General features: G+C 52.4%; 20 protein-coding genes and 1 tRNA gene. 11 read left to right on the top strand and 10 right to left on the bottom strand.

All coding sequences use genetic code 11. The features are described 5' to 3' along the window. From IGR76_15045 to hisH, 3 genes are all read left to right on the top strand, one after another. A partial coding sequence (locus IGR76_15045) for an IS5/IS1182 family transposase (protein ID MBF2079789.1) occupies positions 1-176 on the top strand: 176 nt, incomplete at its 5' end. A 135-nt stretch (positions 177-311) separates the two neighbouring features. Next, positions 312-383 (top strand) — tRNA-Asn (locus IGR76_15050). A gap of 24 nt (positions 384-407) precedes the next feature. Next, a complete protein-coding gene (gene hisH / locus IGR76_15055; protein ID MBF2079790.1) occupies positions 408-1,067 on the top strand; it encodes an imidazole glycerol phosphate synthase subunit HisH in 660 nt (219 codons plus the stop codon). 11 nt (positions 1,068-1,078) lie between these two features. On the opposite strand, the gene IGR76_15060 is transcribed toward hisH, so the two are convergent. The 3 genes from IGR76_15060 to IGR76_15070 are packed head-to-tail and all read right to left on the bottom strand — an operon-like array spanning position 1,079 to position 4,889. Continuing rightward, positions 1,079-1,549, bottom strand: a complete 471-nt coding sequence (locus IGR76_15060; GenBank protein MBF2079791.1) for a nucleoside deaminase — start codon at positions 1,547-1,549, stop codon at positions 1,079-1,081. A 2-nt stretch (positions 1,550-1,551) separates the two neighbouring features. Further along, positions 1,552-2,262 carry a hypothetical protein gene (locus IGR76_15065; GenBank protein ID MBF2079792.1) on the bottom strand — a complete coding sequence of 237 codons (711 nt, stop codon included), beginning with the start codon at positions 2,260-2,262 and terminating at the stop codon, positions 1,552-1,554. Positions 2,263-2,321: 59 nt separating this feature from the next. Beyond that, positions 2,322-4,889 carry a leucine--tRNA ligase gene (locus IGR76_15070; protein ID MBF2079793.1) on the bottom strand — a complete coding sequence of 856 codons (2,568 nt, stop codon included), beginning with the start codon at positions 4,887-4,889 and terminating at the stop codon, positions 2,322-2,324. Between the two features lie 180 nt (positions 4,890-5,069). Between IGR76_15070 and IGR76_15075 the strand changes: the two genes are divergently transcribed. Continuing rightward, a complete protein-coding gene (locus IGR76_15075; GenBank protein ID MBF2079794.1) occupies positions 5,070-5,480 on the top strand; it encodes a gamma-glutamylcyclotransferase in 411 nt (136 codons plus the stop codon). Between the two features lie 11 nt (positions 5,481-5,491). On the opposite strand, the gene IGR76_15080 is transcribed toward IGR76_15075, so the two are convergent. Together IGR76_15080 and IGR76_15085 are read right to left on the bottom strand one after the other, a co-directional pair. Continuing rightward, positions 5,492-6,349 (bottom strand): DUF4880 domain-containing protein, encoded by an 858-nt coding sequence (locus IGR76_15080; GenBank protein MBF2079795.1) that lies wholly within the window; start codon positions 6,347-6,349, stop codon positions 5,492-5,494. Between the two features lie 190 nt (positions 6,350-6,539). Continuing rightward, positions 6,540-7,199, bottom strand: a complete 660-nt coding sequence (locus IGR76_15085) for a sigma-70 family RNA polymerase sigma factor (GenBank protein MBF2079796.1) — start codon at positions 7,197-7,199, stop codon at positions 6,540-6,542. Positions 7,200-8,124: 925 nt separating this feature from the next. On the opposite strand from IGR76_15085, the gene IGR76_15090 reads away from it, so the two are divergent. Together IGR76_15090 and coaBC are read left to right on the top strand one after the other, a co-directional pair. Then, the gene (locus tag IGR76_15090) at positions 8,125-9,633 is read left to right on the top strand and encodes a PAS domain S-box protein (GenBank protein MBF2079797.1); all 1,509 of its coding nucleotides are present in this window, start codon (positions 8,125-8,127) and stop codon (positions 9,631-9,633) included. A 5-nt stretch (positions 9,634-9,638) separates the two neighbouring features. After that, positions 9,639-10,880 (top strand): bifunctional phosphopantothenoylcysteine decarboxylase/phosphopantothenate--cysteine ligase CoaBC, encoded by a 1,242-nt coding sequence (gene coaBC / locus IGR76_15095; GenBank protein MBF2079798.1) that lies wholly within the window; start codon positions 9,639-9,641, stop codon positions 10,878-10,880. Here coaBC and IGR76_15100 read toward each other — a convergent pair. Continuing rightward, positions 10,872-11,420 (bottom strand): gamma-glutamylcyclotransferase, encoded by a 549-nt coding sequence (locus tag IGR76_15100; protein ID MBF2079799.1) that lies wholly within the window; start codon positions 11,418-11,420, stop codon positions 10,872-10,874. The two genes, coaBC and IGR76_15100, sit on opposite strands and share 9 nt — an antisense overlap. Positions 11,421-11,547: 127 nt before the next feature. On the opposite strand from IGR76_15100, the gene IGR76_15105 reads away from it, so the two are divergent. Continuing rightward, positions 11,548-12,510, top strand: coding sequence for a WD40 repeat domain-containing protein (locus IGR76_15105; GenBank protein ID MBF2079800.1), 963 nt, complete (start codon positions 11,548-11,550; stop codon positions 12,508-12,510). An 11-nt stretch (positions 12,511-12,521) separates the two neighbouring features. Beyond that, positions 12,522-13,373, top strand: a complete 852-nt coding sequence (locus IGR76_15110) for a sulfurtransferase (protein MBF2079801.1) — start codon at positions 12,522-12,524, stop codon at positions 13,371-13,373. Here IGR76_15110 and IGR76_15115 read toward each other — a convergent pair. Continuing rightward, entirely contained in the window at positions 13,370-13,663 is a 294-nt protein-coding gene (locus tag IGR76_15115) for a YggT family protein (GenBank protein ID MBF2079802.1), read from the bottom strand. The two genes, IGR76_15110 and IGR76_15115, sit on opposite strands and share 4 nt — an antisense overlap. A gap of 252 nt (positions 13,664-13,915) precedes the next feature. On the opposite strand from IGR76_15115, the gene IGR76_15120 reads away from it, so the two are divergent. Next, complete coding sequence (locus IGR76_15120) at positions 13,916-14,035, top strand: photosystem II reaction center X protein (GenBank protein MBF2079803.1); 120 nt, start codon at positions 13,916-13,918, stop codon at positions 14,033-14,035. Between the two features lie 316 nt (positions 14,036-14,351). Further along, positions 14,352-15,218, top strand: coding sequence for a Ycf66 family protein (locus IGR76_15125; protein MBF2079804.1), 867 nt, complete (start codon positions 14,352-14,354; stop codon positions 15,216-15,218). 188 nt (positions 15,219-15,406) lie between these two features. Here IGR76_15125 and IGR76_15130 read toward each other — a convergent pair whose 3' ends face one another. Further along, positions 15,407-15,628 carry a hypothetical protein gene (locus tag IGR76_15130; GenBank protein ID MBF2079805.1) on the bottom strand — a complete coding sequence of 74 codons (222 nt, stop codon included), beginning with the start codon at positions 15,626-15,628 and terminating at the stop codon, positions 15,407-15,409. A 2-nt stretch (positions 15,629-15,630) separates the two neighbouring features. On the opposite strand from IGR76_15130, the gene IGR76_15135 reads away from it, so the two are divergent. Further along, positions 15,631-17,100, top strand: a complete 1,470-nt coding sequence (locus IGR76_15135; protein MBF2079806.1) for a trypsin-like peptidase domain-containing protein — start codon at positions 15,631-15,633, stop codon at positions 17,098-17,100. Positions 17,101-17,439: 339 nt separating this feature from the next. Here the strand turns inward: IGR76_15135 and IGR76_15140 are convergent, their stop codons facing one another. Beyond that, complete coding sequence (locus IGR76_15140; protein ID MBF2079807.1) at positions 17,440-17,634, bottom strand: high light inducible protein; 195 nt, start codon at positions 17,632-17,634, stop codon at positions 17,440-17,442. 91 nt (positions 17,635-17,725) lie between these two features. Then, on the bottom strand, positions 17,726-18,739 hold the full coding sequence (locus IGR76_15145; protein ID MBF2079808.1) for a succinate dehydrogenase/fumarate reductase iron-sulfur subunit: 1,014 nt from the start codon (positions 18,737-18,739) through the stop codon (positions 17,726-17,728). Between the last annotated feature and the right edge of the window lie 155 nt (positions 18,740-18,894).

The raw sequence follows: 18,894 nt of genomic DNA on the forward strand, positions 1-18,894 counted from the left end.
GCTATCATCGTCGTTCGATTGCTGAAACTACCATGTTCCGCTTTAAGACTATTTTTGGGGGCAATCTCAGTGCGCGTCAATTTGACAATCAAGCCGTGGAATTGTTCATCAAATGTATTGCGCTCAACCGCATGATTCAGATCGCTAAACCCGATAGCTACAAAGTCGAAGCTTAATACCCGGACGACCTCAAGGTGAGCCTGATCATCCTTCTAATCATGCAACAAAGCCGAACTCATCTGCAAAACTCAAAAAAAATTCCAGCAGGGGTTGCAAAAAGACAGTCATTCTAGCTATTATTAGACTCGCGTTCCTCAGTAGCTCAGTGGTAGAGCGGTCGGCTGTTAACCGATTGGTCGCAGGTTCGAATCCTGCCTGGGGAGTTCAAAATTTAGGGGGATTTAACGATGGCTCAGCGTTCTCCGGTAGTTGCCGTGGTTGACTACGACATGGGCAACCTTCACTCCGCCTGCAAGGGTTTGGAGGTGGCTGGCGCTCAGACCGTCGTGACCGATTCCTACACTGATCTTTTAGCTGCCGACGCCGTTGTTCTGCCCGGAGTCGGTGCCTTTGATCCAGCCATCCAACATTTGCGATCGCGCGATTTGATTTCTCCAATTCAGGATATTGTGGCAAGTGGCAAACCTTTTCTTGGTATTTGCCTAGGACTGCAAATCTTGTTTGAGGGTAGCGAAGAAGGGCGTGAGCCTGGACTAGGAATCGTGAAAGGAACGGTACGCCGATTTCAACCCGAACCCGGCATCACAATTCCCCACATGGGCTGGAATCAGCTCGACCTTACCCAACCCCATAATCCCCTCTGGCAAAACCTGCCTGAACATCCTTGGGTTTATTTCGTTCACTCATATTACGCGGCTCCTGCTGGTCCCAATGTGAATGCAGCAACCATTACCCATGGCACTCAGACCGCTACCGCCGCGATCGCCCAGGATCATCTTCTAGCAGTGCAGTTCCACCCCGAGAAGTCCTCTAAGGCTGGACTTCAAATTCTAGATAACTTTGTGACGCTTGTCAGTGAACGGCGACTGGCGGCGATCGCCAGCTAGCGCTTCAGAGGTTAGTAATTCACCCGATCGACCTTGTTCACCCAATCCTGAAACACCTGTAGTGCTTCCTCACGCAGCATTTGGGTCATGGGCAATTTTCGCTCTGCAACGGGGCGATTGATCTCGTCATAGATGAACTGGTCGTCAAACCCAATATCGGCGGCATCTTGCTGCGTGTTGGCATAGACAATGCGATCGAGACGTGCCCAGTAGATGGCACCCAAGCACATCGGGCACGGTTCACAGCTTGTGTATAGCTCACAGCCATCTAACTGAAAGGTATTGAGCGTCTTACAGGCTTCCCGAATGGCAACGACTTCAGCATGGGCAGTGGGATCGTTCGTGGGGGTCACCTGATTGTGCCCCCGTGCGACGATCTGCCCGTTCTGAACGATTACCGCTCCAAACGGGCCTCCCTGCCCGGAGTGAACGCTGTACGCCGATTGGGCGATCGCCTCTCGCATAAAGTCGTGTGCATCCATACCTAGAAAGCCTTATCGACGAATTCTACGTTGTCTAAAATCATGGCAGCTTGGGTTTCAAAGGTCGTTGCCTGTTTTGCAGGATACTGCATCATGACAATGAAAAAGCCTGGTTTACCTACAGAATCAGTGTACTCTCCAATAAACGCAAAGCCCTGCTCTAGGCTTTCGGCGGCTTCGTCGTCCATTCGCTGATATACAAACTTTTCCTGCGCCCACGGGTAGGAAACGACCTCCGTGCGATCGGTAATCGTTAACCCTTGGGCACTAATGGGTCCCTCCGGGCTCAAAACCAAGTTTCGTACCTCTTCCAAGGTTGTTGCTGCTTCAGGGAACCAAAAGTGGATCTGGACATCCGACTGCCGCTCTCCATTCGGTTCGTAGAAGAGGTGAATTTCCTTGCCGCTTTCACCTTCAACGCTCTCTCCCTGAAATTGATTCGACGGCAAGTAAACCGCGATGGGTAACCCTTCCGCCTCAAAGAGATCCAAGTTAACTTCCTGAACGCCTTGGCCTAAATTACTCATCACGACCTTATTTTGGGGAGGACTAGCCGATGACTCTTCCTCCGCTAAGGCTCCATTCGGAGTTTCCGTGGAAGATAGATAAACCGACTCTTCGGTATCTGCATTACTAGCTGCTTCTCGGAAAAAGCAGGCAGTAAATAGCAAACTGTAGAGTCCAGTCAATACAAACAGGCTAAAGTGCTTCATGAATGGTGTGAAAAGGTCAGCAGGAATGGAGTGAATCTTAGGTGAGATCGCACGTCCGGTTAGGCCACCACAAAATTTACCAGTTTTCCGGGCACGACAATCACTTTTTTCACTTCTTTCCCTGCAATGTATTTCTGGGCAATGTCCGAGTCACGCGCAAATTGCTCCAGTTCGTCTTTGCTGGCCTGGGCTGGAACCTGGATATTACCGCGAGTTTTGCCCATGATTTGAATGACCAGCGTAATCTCATCAACGACGAGAGCCGCTGGGTCAGCCTTCGGGAAGTTCTGCTGATGGACAGAATCAGTATGACCCAGATCATGCCACAACTCTTCTGCGATGTGGGGCGCAAAGGGAGCCAACAGCTTTAACAGGGTTTCAATCCCTTCCTGATACACCGGAGAGGTTTTGCAGGCGGCGTCTGCCAAGGCATTGCTGAGCTTCATCAGTTCTGAAACGGCGGTATTGAACTGATAATCACCTTCAAGGTCATCGGTAATTTCTTTAATCGCAGTATGGACGGCACGCCGCAGATCCTTCTCCGCCTTGCTCAACGTCCCTGATGGAGCCGTAACGGTTGCTGGATCAAACTCACGACACAAGCGCCAAATCCGATTCAAAAAGCGAAACTGTCCCTCTACGTCCGCGTCATCCCATTCCAAATCCTTTTCCGGGGGAGCTTTGAACAAGATGAACATGCGTGCCGTATCCGCACCGTAGCGACCCAAGACGCTGGCCGGATCAACACCGTTGTACTTCGACTTCGACATCTTCTCGAAGACAACTTCCAAAGCTTCACCCGTTGTTGGATCCGTAGGGTTCGCCAAATCCGGCACATCGGCTGGTGCGATATACTTCCCGGTGGTCGGATTTTTGTAGGCTGCGGCTTGTACCATGCCCTGAGTTAGCAACCGCTTGAACGGTTCGTCTACATTGAGCAAGCCGCGATCGCGCAAAAACTTGGTAAAGAAGCGCGAGTAGAGCAAGTGCAAAATCGCGTGTTCAATCCCGCCCACGTACTGATCCACTGCCATCCAATCGTTCGCGCAGGCCGAATCGAAAGCTTGAGACTCATTGCGGGCATCGGTAAACCGTAGGAAATACCATGACGAATCGATAAAGGTATCCATCGTGTCGGTTTCACGCTTGGCGGGTTCACCGCAGGAGGGACAAGGAACATTGACCCACGTTTCCAATTTCGCTAGGGGAGAAGGGCCACGTCCGGAAAATTCAACCTCTTGGGGCAATTCTACGGGAAGCTGATCGTCCGGTACAGCAACGGCTCCACAACTCGGACAGTGAATAACCGGAATAGGCACCCCCCAATAGCGCTGCCGTGAAATCAGCCAATCCCGCAGACGGTAATTGATGGTGCGCTGTCCTTTACCCTGTTTTTCTAACCAGGCGATCGCTGCTTCGACGCTTTGCCCTTCCCCTTTACCCGCCGCAACACCATCCAAGGGGCCAGAGTGAACCATCACCCCATCATTGGGATAGGCAACGGTCATCGTTTCTGCGTCCAAGGTTTCGCCTTCGGGCTGCACTACAACTTTGATCGGCAAGTTGAATTGCTTGGCAAATTCAAAGTCCCGCTGGTCATGAGCCGGAACCGCCATAATTGCGCCTGTGCCGTAGCCCATCAGCACATAATCGGCAATCCAGATGGGAATCTTTTCGTCATTGACGGGATTAATCGCGTAACTGCCTGTCCAGACCCCGGTTTTTTCTCGATCTTCGGCGGTGCGGTCAATCTCGCTCTTTTCCGATGCGGCCTTTTGATAGGCATCTACCGTGGCGGCTTGCTCCGGTGTCGTGAGTTTAGGCACTAAGGGATGCTCTGGCGATAGCACCATGAAGGTTGCGCCCCAGAGGGTATCGGGTCGGGTGGTGAACACCGTGATTTCGTCTCCGGTTTCCGTGTGAAACGTGACGTGAGCACCTGTAGATTTGCCGATCCAGTTTTCCTGCATCAGCTTCACCCGTTCCGGCCACCCGTCGAGCAAGGACAAATCATTCAGGAGTTGTTCGGCGTAGTCGGTAATTTTCAAAAACCACTGGCGCAGCATTCGCCGTTCAACCTTTGCCCCCGATCGCCAGGATTTGCCTTCGCTATCGACCTGCTCGTTGGCCAGCACAGTTTGATCGATAGGATCCCAGTTCACGGCAGATTCTTTCTGGTACGCCAATCCCGCTTTGAAAAATTCCAGGAAAATCCACTGCGTCCAGCGGTAATAGTCCGGTGAACAGGTGGCGACTTCCCGATCCCAGTCGTAGGACAAGCCCAGTTGCTGAAGCTGCGATCGCATCTGGTCAATATTCTGATACGTCCATTTCGCGGGATGAACCCCCCGATCAATGGCGGCATTCTCCGCAGGTAGACCAAAGGCATCCCAGCCCATGGGGTGCAAGACGCGATACCCCTGCATCCGGCGGACACGGGCGATCACATCCGTAATTGTGTAGTTGCGGACGTGCCCCATGTGCAAATTTCCCGATGGATAGGGAAACATAGATAGGGCATAAAACTTAGGCTTATCGGCATCCTCGTCAGCCCGATCTAGGCGTTGATTCGCCCATATCTGCTGCCATTTTCCTTCAATTTCTGCTGGGCTGTACCGAGACTCCACGCCGATAAACTCCTCTAAACTTAGAACTCAGATCAGTAACTCGACCGAATTAAAACCAGACTTGCCCTGCGCCGACCGCGCAGCGCTTTTGGGATTATATGGTTAATTATTTCTAGCTACTTTTAGTACTTCATCATTGTAATGGTTGGTTTCGCAGGTCGGTAGCAGGTTGATAACGCGATGGAAAAATCTCACTACGCTGTGTTTGTTTACGGTACGCTTCAGCCCGGAGAAAAGTATCACGATCCCTACTGTGGGGGATTTGTGGTGGATGCTTATCCAGCGATCGCCTATGGGGAACTGTACGATCTACCCGTGGGCTATCCCGCCATGACCGTGGGCGATCGCCCGATCCAGGGATGCTGCCTAATCTTTGACAACCCAGAGATCTTAGTTCGGTTAGATGAACTAGAAGGCTATGTGCCAGGGCGATCGCCCCACGAAAATGAATACCAGCGCGAACTCACGGAGATTTTTAACCTCGACCTGAGTCGCACTGGTACTGCCTGGATCTATCGGATGGTTGCAGAAAGAGCGATCGCCCGAGGAGGAAAAATTTATCCAACCTCCCCTTGGACGGGTCGCGTCTGAGTGCAAACTATTTACTGAATACTCTGCGCTGGAGTAGGGGTCGTCATGGGAGGCTGAGAAGGGGACACCTTGGGAATTTCAATGATGGGGCGATCGAGCGCAATCATCAACGCATCATCACTCACCGCAACCTCAGAGGTGGGCTGCTCCGTGGAATTAGTGGCAAGCTGCGGAGTGGGAGCATTGAACCCTCCGAACAGAGCCGTCGCCACGCCAGCGATCGCCGCCGCTGCCGCTGCACCCCCCCAGACCAAGACTCGCTTTGTACGGCGACGCTGCACCCGCGCAAAAACCCGATCCGCCATCACATCCGCCGACGTCATTTCACCCTCCGGCATCGGCAGGGTTTGAACAGCATGGTGCATCTGCTGCATCTGGGCATACACACGCTGGAGAGCCGGATCGTTTGCTAACCAACGCTCCACCTGCTGCCGTTCGGCAGGGGTTACTTCACCGTCTAGATAGGCACTCAAAAGCTCGGCCTGGGCAAAGGGAACGGTTGCTTTGGGCTGTTCAGCATCCAACCGGGCAAAGACTTGATCAATCGTCTGCTCAATGCTTGCAGTACTGGATACTGGAACGGGTAGCGTTTGAATTCCCTCGCGGAGTCGTAACAACCGGGAGTACAATTGCTGCACCGTAGCGTCGTTCTTTAGCCAGCACTCCACTTGGCGACGCTCCTCCGACGAGCCTTCGCCATCCAAGTACGCACTAATCATTTCAAAGCGATCGCGCTTGAGGTTATCCAGACAATCTGGAGTACCGCATAAAGCAGTACTTACGTCCGCGCGCTGAACCTGATCCTCCAACGCCTCAGGGAGAGGAGAAATCGGTTTAGAGTTGTCACGAGCATCAAAATAGTGATTCATTTTCGCTGATCTACTCAAAGAGATAGAAACCAGGTCACACCCAGGAGCTACGTGTACCAAGTTGAGCTATTCACCCAGTCAGATCATAGAGCAAGGTTCTAAAAACCTGGTAGTATGTTGCACTTTCATCACTATTGCAGTCTGAAGCGAGTTCAGAAGCGGTGAGTACAACCGTTGCTCTATCGACGGTCTATGCCTCAAGGTAGGGTTGCAGTTGGGACTGTAACCGCTGCCGTGCCCGTGCAATTCTGGACTTGACCGTGCCTAGGGATACGCCAGTCAATTCGGCAATATCTTCATAGGGCATGCCTTCAATTTCGCGTAATACAATCGTGGTGCGGAAAACTTCGGGCAAATCTGCGATCGCATCCCGTAACTGGTCATAAAACTCACGGGTGCTCAACTGTTCATCGGGTCCGGGTTCATCCGAGGCAATTTCCCAGTCCATTTCTCCATCTTCTGCAAGGCGAGGGGCATCCAGCGACAGCGGCGGACTCACCCGTTTGCGTTTCCGCAACTCGTCATAGAAGAGATTGGTCGCAATCCGGCTTAACCATCCCCGAAACTTCACAGGATCTTGTAACCGTTTGATATTGCGGTACACCCGAATCCAAACTTCTTGGGCTAGATCGGCTCGGTCAGACCAGTCGGGGGCAAGGTGATATAAAACCCGCTCCACATGGGATTGGTAACGTCGCAGTAGCTCAGAGAAGGCCGTGCGATCGGGCTGCATACCCTCCTGACACCGCAAGATGAGATCATAGGTGGATAAGGTGGTCGGAGATGCAGGAGTCGGGGATGATCCAGACTTCGCTGCTGACCAAGAGGAGATAGGAATAGACTGACTCATGGGTACACTCAGCTCCAGGGATTCCTGTGTAGATGGATGCTCATTTGCCTTAAGAAGTTCCCGCGATACCGCTGGGTTTCGAAAAGGGTTGACCTGTTCTGAATCTGACATGCGACGGCTCCTTGCTGATGACACCACGGAAGACGGTAGGATACAGGTTCAAACCAATGTGCTTGATTGATGACTTGAGCCAGAACCGTACCCCCTAAGAACTAGTAAGGACTAGCCCTCGGCTATGCCACTATTCGGTGTTCCACGCTAGGCGTCGGGAACCTTAGAGAGCTAGATCAGAGTCAGCACGTACATGAATTGAGGCATGATCGGCCAACAAAGCCTTACACCGAAGGCAATATGACTCTATCCCTCGATCGGTGTATTGCTCTAGGCGGACTAGGACGGTTTTTAATCTGGACAAGCGATCGCCATAATCCGCCTTAAGAGAGATGTTAAAAACTCGCTTCTGTTGGGGATTTCACCCAACAGGATGATTCTCCTAGGGGAGCCAGCAAGGGACAGATGGGCGATCGCCCTGTTCATAGTTTCTAATACTCATCCCGATCACGTTCAGCGTTCATTCCAATCCCAAATTTAGGATTTCGGGAGGATGTGAATCGAGCGATCGCTTGACTAGCGTGGGGTTGATGCCCAGTCGCCTTCAAATCCGTAAATCTTGCCCATCTGCCACCCCAGCAGTTCCGTATCCTAGAGTTATGCCTTCGAAGCCGACTCGGAACCGAGTGCCGCAGTCAAGGTGGCATTGTGCACATCTACACCGTTTCTAGAGATCATGGCTAATCTCAAACATCCTTCTATTTCTGACGTTCAGCACCTTCACCAAGAGGTAGAAGGCTTAAAACGCGAATTGCACCAAACGCAGCAGCAGCTTCAGAATGCCCACGAAAAAGAACAGTATTACGCAGCATTGATGGCGACATCGCCCGTAGGCATCTTTCGCACCGATCGCGCTGGGCACTGTATTTACGTGAATGAACGCTGGTGTGAACTGACTGGCATTGCTGCCGAAGATGCCATGGGGCACCAATGGTCACAAACGCTTCATCCTTTAGATCGCGATCGCGTCATTCAAACGTGGTATGAGGCCGCCCAACAACAGCAGATCTTTCGATTGGAGTACCGCTTTCTACACCCCACAGGACGGATCGTTTGGGTACTAGCTCAGGCTCGCCCAGAGAAAAATGCCCAGCAGGAGGTCGTTGGTTATGTCGGCACATTGACCAACATCACCGATCGCAAAGCATCCGAATATGCCCTGCAAGCCAGCGAAGAAAGATTTCGGGCCACCTTCGAGCAAGCGGCTGTGGGGTTTGCCCATGTTGATCCGTCGGGGCGATGGTTACGCGTCAATCAGCGCCTCTGCGATATCGTTGGATATTCGCGGGAAGAATTGCTGAACAAAACCTTTCAAGACATCACCTATCCGGACGACTTAGCCAGCGATGAGGCGTTAGTCCAGCAAACTCTGACAGGCGAAATTGACCATTACTCCCTGGAAAAGCGCTATATCCGCAAAGACGGGGTGTCAATTTGGGTCAGTATTACCGTATCGCTTGTCAAGACTCCCTCGGAGACCGTTGAAACCCCTGATTTGTCATCTGCCTCGCCCACCTACTTCATTGTTGTGATCGAGGATATTCAGGAGCGGAAGCAAGCCGAACTCAAGCTTCAAGAACGCGCCGAGGAACTGTCCTACCTGAACACGGTTCTATCCCGAACCACGGCTCTCTTGAAACGCCGCAACCAGGAGTTAGATCAGTTTGCCTACGTTGCCTCCCACGATTTGAAAGCCCCCCTACGGGCGATCGCCAACTTGTCGGAATGGATTGAAGAGGATCTGGAGGGATCTCTGCCTGCGAAAAACCAGCGTCAAATGCAACTGCTACGAGGCCGAGTTCATCGCCTAGAAGCGCTGATTGATGGACTGCTGGACTATTCTCGCGTTGGGCGTGCCCAAACCCCGGTTGAACAGGTGGACGTAAACGCTATGTTGCAAGGTTTAGTGGATTCTTTGGCTCCCCCTGATGGGTTTCAGGTCAACATTGCGCCCAATATGCCGATGTTTCCCACAAAGCGCATGCCCCTACAGCAAGTGTTTCTGAACTTAATTGCCAATGCATTCAGGCATCATCCCAATCCGACCGCAGGCCATGTCCAAATTTCTGTACAGGAGAATGGGCGATTCTACGAATTTTTTGTATCCGATGATGGCAGTGGCATTGATCCGCGCTACCACAGTAAGATTTTCCAGATTTTTCAAACCTTAGAAGCACAGGATACACGGGAAAATACAGGGATGGGACTATCCATCGTCAAAAAAATCGTGGAAACTGAAGGCGGCAGCATTTCGGTGGAGTCCCAAATGAACCAAGGCACAACGTTTCGGTTTCTATGGCCGCGATCGCCCGAAGACAGTTAGCCAGCATGACACAACGACGACGAATTTTGATTGGAGTTGGGGGAGGCATTGCCGCCTACAAAGTCTGTGACCTCGTCTCCCGTCTTGCCAAAGCTGGGGATGTCGAGGTGCGTGTCGTCCTGACCGAAAGCGCACAGCAATTTGTAACACCCCTCACCTTTGCCACCCTATCCCGCCATTCCGCTTATACCGACCAGGACTTTTGGCAGCCGATCCACGGTCGTCCCCTGCACATTGACCTAGGGGAGTGGGCAGAGATTATGATCCTTGCACCGCTAACCGCTAATACCTTGGGGAAGATCGTGCATGGGTTGGCGGATAATTTACTGCTCAATACCATCCTGGCGTCCACTTGTCCCGTTCTCGTTGCTCCGGCCATGAATACCGATATGTGGCAACAACAATCGGTGCAGCGGAACTGGCACCAGCTTCAAACTGACCCACGCTACCACGGCATGATGCCAGAGGCCGGACTGTTAGCCTGCGATCGCGTTGGCCAGGGTCGCATGGCGGAACCCATTGATATTGAAGCCTATGGGCGATCGCTCCTCCATACCAAAGGACAGCGGGACTTAACCGGACGACACATCTTGATTAGTGCAGGCGGAACTCGCGAGTATTTTGATCCGGTGCGGTTTATTGGTAATCCCTCAACGGGAAAAATGGGTATTGCCCTTGCCCAGGCGGCGGCTCACCGTGGAGCCGAAGTGACAATAGTTCATGGCACAATGGAGACCGCGTTGACCGATCGGCTCTTGGGGGTGCGGGCGATCGCCGTATCGAATGCGGCTGAAATGCGGCAAGCGATTCTGGAGCAATTTCCGGGGGCAGACTGGACAATTATGGCTGCCGCTGTAGCCGATGTTGCTCCGGCTATCTACACCGCTCACAAACTCCCCAAGAAGGATTTGCCTCAGGATCTCCCGCTCACCTCAGTTCCCGATATTGCCGCCGAATTGGGCCAACAAAAACAGTCCCATCAAGTTCTGGTGGGATTCGCGGCGCAAACGGGAGATATTGTGCCGCCTGCCCTCGCAAAACTGGAGCGGAAACAGTTGGATCTGATCGTGGCAAACCCCGTGGATGTCGCAGGTAGTGGATTCGGGAGCGATCGCAACCAGGCCATTATCCTGTCCCGTTCCGGGGAAAAGGTCGCCATTGCACCCACAACGAAACTAGCATTGGCACATCAAATCTTTGACGTTTGCCAACAGGTTGTCCAAGGTCGAGCAAAAAATCTAGGCTGAGCGGGGAAACTGCTGCTCTTGCTGCTGGAGTTGGTGCATATGTTGAAACAATTTCCAGCAGTACTGCTCCGGCAAACCACAGGTCATAGCGCCTCGCAGCACTACATTGAAATACCAATCGTTAGGCGCATGCTCCTGGGAATGCTTTTCAATGACGGTGTAGGTTCTTACCGGGCTGTATTCGACTGCACCAGAGTGAATCGTTACCATTTCATGACGATAGCCTTCTTCCCGTTCGTCGAGGCGATCGCTCAACCGCATGGGCAATCGGTATAGTACGCCTTCAACGGACGCATGGGGATCTTTGACAATATCCAAAACACCACAGTTGCGGAGGCGCGATCGCCGAAAGAAGCCGAGCCGATATCCGTGCAGTGTGGCGTGCCCAATCACATACTCATGGGTGTGTTCGCCCAGGGAGCGCTTTAGATCCACTGGACACATGCACGATCCATAGGCAAAGTAGTAGAAAAAGTCGGCATTCGCGTTCGGGGCATTGGTGGCTTTAGGCAGGGGTGCCATGTCGGAAGGTCGGGTCATGGAACTTTCGCAGGGTGCAGCGTGGGTGACGGATTTCATGATCTAAGATTTCCCAAATCTTAGCAGAGTTTATCTAAATTCTCATAACCCGATAGGAAAACCGTAGTTTTTAGAAACACATTGGCCTATGGCTACTTTTGGGGGGGCGGATGAGTCAGACTCATCATGGATTTGCACCCACACCTTTACTGGACACACCGCCTGGGTGCGATCGCTAGCCTTTAATCCACGAACGGGATTGCTCGTGACCGGAGGGGGCGATCGCACCGTTAAGCTATGGTCGGTGCCAAACCGTAAACTCGTGACCAGCCTTGAAGGGCATACAGGCTGGGTGAGGGCTGTGGCGATGAGTCGTACGGGAATGCAGGTCGTCAGCGGCAGCAACGACAACATGATTCGGCTTTGGAATACCCAATCCGAACGTTTAATCACAGTGCTTTCAGGACACACAGATTCCGTGCGGACTGTGGCCTTTATTCCCGGTGATCAGGCGATCGCCAGCGGCGGACAGGATAATACGATTCGGCTTTGGGATCTGGAAACCCAGACCCTGAGGCGTACGTTGGTCGGCCATGACCATTGGGTTCTTTCCGTTGCCCCCAATCCCAGACGTCCGGTTCTGGTTAGCGGAAGTTATGATGGCCGCATTGGTCTATGGGGCTTAAAACAGCGTCAACCCCTCGGATTCTTGGAAGGGCACACAGAACCCGTACTGTCGGTCGCCGTTAGTTTAGATGGACGCTGGATTGCGAGCGGAAGTGGCGATCGCACCATTCGCATTTGGGACAGCACAACAGAAGCCTGTGTCCTGACTCTTCAAGGCCATCACGATGCAGTAAATGCCGTAGTCTTTGCGCCAGAAGGATACCTCCTCGCCAGTGCTAGCTCAGATCAAACGATCAAGATTTGGAATTTGAATCAGGCTAAAACGATTGCAACCTTGAGCGGCCATACGCAGGGGGTATGGTCAGTCGCGTTTGGTGAAGACGCCAATACGCTATTCAGCGGCGGATGGGACGCCACCGTACGGTTATGGGAGCGATCGCCCACCCAGTATGATCAGAACGACGCATCTAATACAGAAGGATAAAACCTATGGAGATGCCATTTTTGGTATCGGTTGACTGGCTAGCGGAACATCTCCAAGACCCAAATCTCATTATCATCGATAGCCGCTTTTCCCTTGCCGAGCCCCAACTCGGTCGGCAGCAGTATCAAACCAGCCATATTCCAGGTGCGTTCTATCTTGATCTCAATACGGATTTATCCAGTCCTGTCCAACCCCACGGTGGTCGTCATCCCCTTCCTGACGTTGACACCCTCGCTAAAACCTTTGCAGATCTCGGCATTCAATCCGGTCTTGCTGATCGGGAAACTACGTTTGTCGTGGCTTACGATGCCTCTCGCTTTGCGTTTGCGTCTCGTCTGTGGTGGCTGTTGCGGTATCTGGGACACGATCAGGTAGCTGTGCTGGATGGCGGATTTCCAGCGTGGCAGGCGGCGGAACGTCCCGTTACCGCTGATGAACCGCAGCCTCAGCCCAAGACCTTTATTCCCAGAGTGCGATCGCACTGGGTGAAGGCGATCGCCCAAGTGGAATCCGAACTCGGGCAAGCGATTTTAGTGGATTCCCGCGAAGGAGCACGATATCGCGGCGAACAGGAACCGATCGATCCGGTGGCTGGACACATTCCGGGAGCACTCAACTATCCCTGGCAAGAGGTCACCGATGAGCACGGATTCGCCTACCCTGCGGCGCACAACAAACAGCGCTGGTCTTCTCTACCCAGCCCCCAAAACCTAACAGTTTACTGCGGTTCAGGAGTTACAGCCTGCGTCAACCTGCTCTCGTTGGAATGGGCAGGCATTCACGATGCAAATCTCTATGCGGGAAGCTGGAGTGATTGGTGCTCCTACGCCCACACCCCCAAAGCCCAAGGCGATGAACCCTAAAACCGACCTGTCATAGTTAAAAGACCCTGCTGACCGAGCAACAACTCCCGCAACAGGCTAAAGATGCCCACCCAAAGGATGGGAGAAATATCAACTCCCCCCAACGGTGGCACAAGCTTTCGCGTCGGGAGCAGGAAAGGTTCCGTAGGAATCGCGACCAGGTTAAAGGGAAACTTGTTTAACTCCGCCTGGGGATACCAGGTCAGCACAATCCGGAAGATGAAGAAAAGGGTCATCAGGCCGAGGAAAATGCCTAATCCCCAGGTTGCGATCGCCAACGGGTCAACCATAAAACTTAATAAAACGTTGCAATGTTAGAGCCAATCCCTCATATTTTATAGCGATCGCTCCTCATTCATCACAGCGATGCTAATCAGCTCTAGATTCCAGAGCAAAACGGCTATCTCCCAAGCGCTAGGAGCCATAGGGGTTTAGAAACTACGGATTCGCGGTTCAGATTATGAAACGGACTTCTCAAAAGATAACCAGATCGATAAGATAAGTGAAGGCAAAGTTGAATCACGTTTAGGAAAGCCAGAGTTATGACCCCATCCTTAGCGAATTTTTTGTATAGCTTGCTAGCTGGTGCTCTTATTGTTGTTATTCCAGCTACGGTTGCGCTTGTTTTCATTAGCCAAAAAGATAAAATTCAGCGCTCTTAAGGATCTAGGCGAGCGATCGCCTGTACCTGTCGATGAAGTGATTGATCTACAACCGCCACTCAAGAAACTTGCTGTTGTCTCCTGCTGACCCGTGCTGCATAGAGAAATTGGCAAGTGACTTGGGTGGTTTGTTAGTTTCCGAAAAACCACAGCCGATGTGTCGGTTCTCTGGTATTAGTATTGGGAATACAAGCTCATCTGCGAGGATGGCAAGGCAAATTCTTAAATGCGATCGCCCGTTGGGTAGGCTCGTCGCAGTGGAGGTTTCCCTAAAAACTCGTTAGCATGGGGCTAGAGCGAAGTCAGAGGTTATCGAATGATTAACTTTGGGGGAGGGCCTGCGTCAATTCTAGGCATCGCGCTGATTGTCGCAGCAGCAGGTCTGTATTTTGTGCGAACAACGCGTCCAGAGTTGTCTCGCGACTATGACATTTTCTTTTCAGCCGTTGCGCTCATTTGCGGGGGCATTTTGCTGTTCCAGGGCTGGCGCTTAGATCCTCTACTGCTATTGAGCCAGCTTGCCTTAGCCGGATCCGCAGGATTTTTCGTATTTGAAAACATTCGACTCCGGGGCATCACCACCGAGCAGGCTAAGCGTTCAACGCCGATTGTGGATGATGAGCGTCCGGTCAGCCGTGTGTACCGTGCCGAACTGGATGAACTGCCCTACAACGACTATGCAGATGAGCGATCCTCGGCTCGTCGCATTCGGGGAACGGAAGACCCACGGGCTGATCGCTATTACGATGAGTACGACAGTCCCCGACGACGCTCCAGCAGTCGGCCTAGCCCAGAAAGACGGCTGCGGGCAAGTGATGATTATCCCCCTCCTCCCCAAGCCGCCGCACCTCGTCGCTCATCGAGTCGGCCTTCGCGTCCCCCTGAGCGTTACAGCGATCGCCCACCAGAAACTAACACATGGGATGAGGGCTACGATCGACCCGCATCTTCAGCCTATAACCGTCCCCCCTTAGATAACGGGGATGAGCCACCTGTGCGTTCTGCCTCTAGCCGTCCACCGAGTGCCGATGCGCCTACGCCCCGTCGCAGCCGCAGACGTCCTCCCTCAGAGGCATCGCGCGAATTGGATCCCTCCTCCTCAACTGATGCATCCTATGTTGATTATCAACCCCTAGGACAATACCCTACTCCTGATACCGAGTCCTATCGGAGTTTCTCGTAGAGGTTACCCCATAAGACTTTAAGATGCTGCTGGACCAAAATCTGGCAGTTTTTTAATGGGATCGTGAATGGTTTACTGAACTAGCACCCCTAGGCTTGTAGGGATTAATAGTCTCAACGCAGGGATTCACGTTATCAAGTTGGCCAAAATCTCTGAGAACAATTTTGAGGACGTGTCAGTCTTAACGATCAACAGGGAACTGTCCCTAATCGGTGCAAATGCTGCTGAATTCCTGTGCCATGATGGATATACCCGTGATGGTTGAAGGCCAAGAACGTCGTTAAAATCAGCGTCGCACTTAGAGTCTCAGATTCTCCAAAGTTGGTGATTTGTCCAGACTCTCGATACACCCAGTGGTATAGCAGTTGTACACGTCTTTTTGTAATCCGTCCATCGCTCACCCATGCCAAGAATGACGAAACCTCTCTTCCAAACCTTGACCACAGGACTCCTGGTGTCCGGAACAGCCGTTGGTCTCAATGTGCTGAATGCCCTATCTCCGGTAGAACTGCTCAATCCCGCTCAGTTGGGTCGTGCCCAGCCTCAAATGGCGATCGCTCAAACCGATGTTGAAGAAGCCATCCGGGTGCGCGTGTATCGTGAGGCCAGTCCAGCCGTGGTCTCCATTGAGACCCCCGATAGCACAGGCAGCGGCAGCATCATCCGCGAAGATGGCCTGATTCTGACCAACGCCCACGTTGTCGCCGGAGCTTCGACGGTGAAAGTCATCCTCGCCGATGGCACAGAGTTAACCGGCGATGTCATTGCCTTTGCCGATGGTGGGCTTGACCTTGCCGCCGTCAAAGTCCCCGGCCAAACGAACCTTCCTACGATTCCAATTGCAAACCCAGACTCAGTCGAGGTTGGACAATCAGCCTTTGCTATTGGAAACCCCTTTGGTCAGTTTCAAAACACGTTTACGGTCGGTATTGTCAGCCGGATTGATCGCGATCGCGGCCTGATTCAAACCGACGCAGCGATTAATCCGGGTAATTCCGGTGGCCCCCTCATTAACAGCAACGGAGAACTCATTGGCGTCAACACCTCCATTTTCACGACCGGAGATGGGGGAAATATCGGTCTGGGATTCGCAATTTCGATTGATCAGGTAGAACCGTTCCTCGTGGCGATCGCCGAAGGTCGAGCCTCAACAACCGCACAACAGTTCCCCAACTCCGGTGGCCGCCCTCCAGAGCAAATCGCTCTAAACTCGCAACCCGTTGAAGGGCAACTAGACAACGGCAGCAGTGTCTTACCCTTCGATAACAGCTTCTACAACACCTACCAATTTGAAGGACGAGCGGGGCAACAGGTCATTATCGAAATGATAAGTCAGGATATTGACGCCTACCTTATCCTGCTAGATCCCAACGGTCGCGAACTCTCTCAGGATGACGATGGGGGCGGCGGTACGAATGCCCGCATCATCGTTTCGTTACCCGAAAATGGAACCTATACCTTACTAGCAAACTCCTATGGCCCTGGTGAGGCAGGACTGTACACCCTACGAGTTGGCGAGGTTGGCCCCACAGCCCCCTCTCGGTCTACCGCTACGGCTCCAACCTCTGTCTTACTGCGGGAACAAGGCGTTCTGGGTCGCGGATCGCAGGTTCTAGCAGAGGATGGAAGCTACTACGACGAGTACAGTTTTGAGGGAGAAACGGAACAAACCGTGACGATCTCGCTGGAAAGCAATGAGTTCGACCCCTATCTGATTGTGCTAACGCCGGATGGTCAGGTGTTGGCGCAAAACGATGATGCCAACGCTAGAACAACGAACTCACAAATTAGGGTGACGCTGCCGATGCGTGGTACATACACAATTTACGCAAACTCCTACGACAGCACTGGGCGGGGACAGTACACCTTAACCGTTCGGTAGAGGTTCCGTTAGCGAAGTCCTGCTTCGTCAGCAACGCATGACAGACCTCTCCCACCTTCCCCGTGGCAAGGTGGGGGATAATCGTTCTGGGCAGCCCAGAACGATTATCCCCAAGTTAAGAGGGCTTCTTTTCCCACTGGAGGCGCTATCTCAGAGCCAGGAGATCGCAAACCTTGTTTAGATCTCCCACCAGCCCCCTTAAGAACGGGAGGAACCGAGCCAACGATGGATTGAAGTCCCCCGTTTTATAGACCCAAAGCGGATTCCCGAAGGGTAGGGGGAGCAAAGCCAGGATTCATTGTGAAATAACCTAATGTTCGATCTACCGAGATTAGATGCTTAGCGTAACCCGATCCAAGAGAAGAAATCTTGATGAGTCAATAGCTCAATTACGATCAGGGCGGCAAAGCCAATCATGGCAAACCGTCCATTAATTAGCTCTGCATATCTCGTCCAACCGAAGGCGGGGGCTGGTTCCAGGGGCTGCTCGGTGTCTGGTTCTGGTACGTTCTGAACCGGGGTATCGTTGGTCATACGCGATGTTGAAGAAAAACTCAATGAAAGGGAGGAACAGTATGCGGGACTCGACCCCCATGATACGTCCTCGAAGTCGCGCAGGCGAGCGCTAGTGAGATGAACCCGCCGTAGATTCTGCGGTTTCCTGTGCTTTGACCGCGTTAATGAGCGATCGCACCTCGTCTGTGCCCTCTGACGGATCAAAGCCCAGGGGAAGCTTGCCTTTTGCTAACATTCTTAACCCCAATGGCCCCAGACTTATCAACCCACGCCAATCCCGAAACGAATTGCCAACAACTTCTAAACCAAACCGACGTTCATCAATCCAACCACCCTCCTTAACCAAATCAATCAAAACCTTGCGGTGACGAATCGGGCGACTATCCTGAGCTGTTTTGCGGTCTAGAATCTCCTGCTTGATCTTGCTGATCTGATCCATAGGCGCTACATCCATCGGGCAAACCGAATTGCAGTAGTAGCAGCGAGTGCAGCCCCAAACTCCGGTTGTGTCCTGGTTATAGGCTTCAAGACGCTCCTCAGTGGTGCTATCCCGTGAATCTTCAACCATCCGGTACGCTTTGGCGAGGGCGTGGGGGCCGACAAAATTAGGATTAACCTCGCGGGCATTGCATTCGGAATAGCACGCACCGCACAAAATACAGTTTCCAGTTTGATTGAGGCGATCGCGCTCTTCAGGGGTTTGGAGAAATTCCCGTTCGGGAATCCGCCGTGCTTCTGTACTAACGTAGGGATTCACCACTTCTAGGTTGTCCCAGAAGCTAGCCATATCCACCACCAAATCCCGAATAACGGGCATATTTCCCATCGGAGCGATCGTCATCGTGGGCACACTATCCGAGGGCGAAATTGCGTTTAGCCGTGTAACCTCGCTGCCAATATTTTCCTTACACGCTAGGGTCGAGCGTCCGTTAATCCGCATAGAGCAACTGCCGCAAATCGTATTCCGACAGTTTTTCCGAAATGATAAGCTACCGTCTTGCTCCCATTTAATCTGGTTTAGACAGTCGAGGATGGTATTTCCCGGAGCAGCGTCTAATTCATAGGGTTGAACGTAGGGAGCACCGTTTTCGTCCTGTCGTAAAATCTCAAATCGAACCTGCATGGTGATGGATCCAAATCAGTGAAGTGCTGGACTTGATTGCCCTGCCTTCTACTCTAAACTGAATGCTCAAAGACTGGCGTTAGGACGCAAAGAGTTGCAACACTGATTGACTGACAAAACTCACACAACCCTGATTCTCTCGTAGGTTGGGTGAG

This window comes from Synechococcales cyanobacterium T60_A2020_003, assembly GCA_015272205.1.
Taxonomy (GTDB): domain Bacteria; phylum Cyanobacteriota; class Cyanobacteriia; order RECH01; family RECH01; genus JACYMB01.

What these genes read in the sequence shown, in the direction of transcription:
- hisH (MBF2079790.1), top strand. Translation starts at nt 408, where the DNA reads ATGGCTCAGCGTTCTCCGGTAGTTGCCGTGGTTGACTACGACATGGGC.
- IGR76_15060 (MBF2079791.1), bottom strand. Translation starts at nt 1,549, where the DNA reads ATGGATGCACACGACTTTATGCGAGAGGCGATCGCCCAATCGGCGTAC.
- IGR76_15065 (MBF2079792.1), bottom strand. Translation starts at nt 2,262, where the DNA reads ATGAAGCACTTTAGCCTGTTTGTATTGACTGGACTCTACAGTTTGCTA.
- IGR76_15075 (MBF2079794.1), top strand. Translation starts at nt 5,070, where the DNA reads ATGGAAAAATCTCACTACGCTGTGTTTGTTTACGGTACGCTTCAGCCC.
- IGR76_15080 (MBF2079795.1), bottom strand. Translation starts at nt 6,349, where the DNA reads ATGAATCACTATTTTGATGCTCGTGACAACTCTAAACCGATTTCTCCT.
- IGR76_15085 (MBF2079796.1), bottom strand. Translation starts at nt 7,199, where the DNA reads ATGAGTCAGTCTATTCCTATCTCCTCTTGGTCAGCAGCGAAGTCTGGA.
- IGR76_15090 (MBF2079797.1), top strand. Translation starts at nt 8,125, where the DNA reads ATGGCGACATCGCCCGTAGGCATCTTTCGCACCGATCGCGCTGGGCAC.
- coaBC (MBF2079798.1), top strand. Translation starts at nt 9,639, where the DNA reads ATGACACAACGACGACGAATTTTGATTGGAGTTGGGGGAGGCATTGCC.
- IGR76_15100 (MBF2079799.1), bottom strand. Translation starts at nt 11,420, where the DNA reads ATGACCCGACCTTCCGACATGGCACCCCTGCCTAAAGCCACCAATGCC.
- IGR76_15105 (MBF2079800.1), top strand. Translation starts at nt 11,548, where the DNA reads ATGGCTACTTTTGGGGGGGCGGATGAGTCAGACTCATCATGGATTTGC.
- IGR76_15110 (MBF2079801.1), top strand. Translation starts at nt 12,522, where the DNA reads ATGCCATTTTTGGTATCGGTTGACTGGCTAGCGGAACATCTCCAAGAC.
- IGR76_15115 (MBF2079802.1), bottom strand. Translation starts at nt 13,663, where the DNA reads ATGGTTGACCCGTTGGCGATCGCAACCTGGGGATTAGGCATTTTCCTC.
- IGR76_15120 (MBF2079803.1), top strand. Translation starts at nt 13,916, where the DNA reads ATGACCCCATCCTTAGCGAATTTTTTGTATAGCTTGCTAGCTGGTGCT.
- IGR76_15125 (MBF2079804.1), top strand. Translation starts at nt 14,352, where the DNA reads ATGATTAACTTTGGGGGAGGGCCTGCGTCAATTCTAGGCATCGCGCTG.
- IGR76_15135 (MBF2079806.1), top strand. Translation starts at nt 15,631, where the DNA reads ATGACGAAACCTCTCTTCCAAACCTTGACCACAGGACTCCTGGTGTCC.
- IGR76_15140 (MBF2079807.1), bottom strand. Translation starts at nt 17,634, where the DNA reads ATGACCAACGATACCCCGGTTCAGAACGTACCAGAACCAGACACCGAG.
- IGR76_15145 (MBF2079808.1), bottom strand. Translation starts at nt 18,739, where the DNA reads ATGCAGGTTCGATTTGAGATTTTACGACAGGACGAAAACGGTGCTCCC.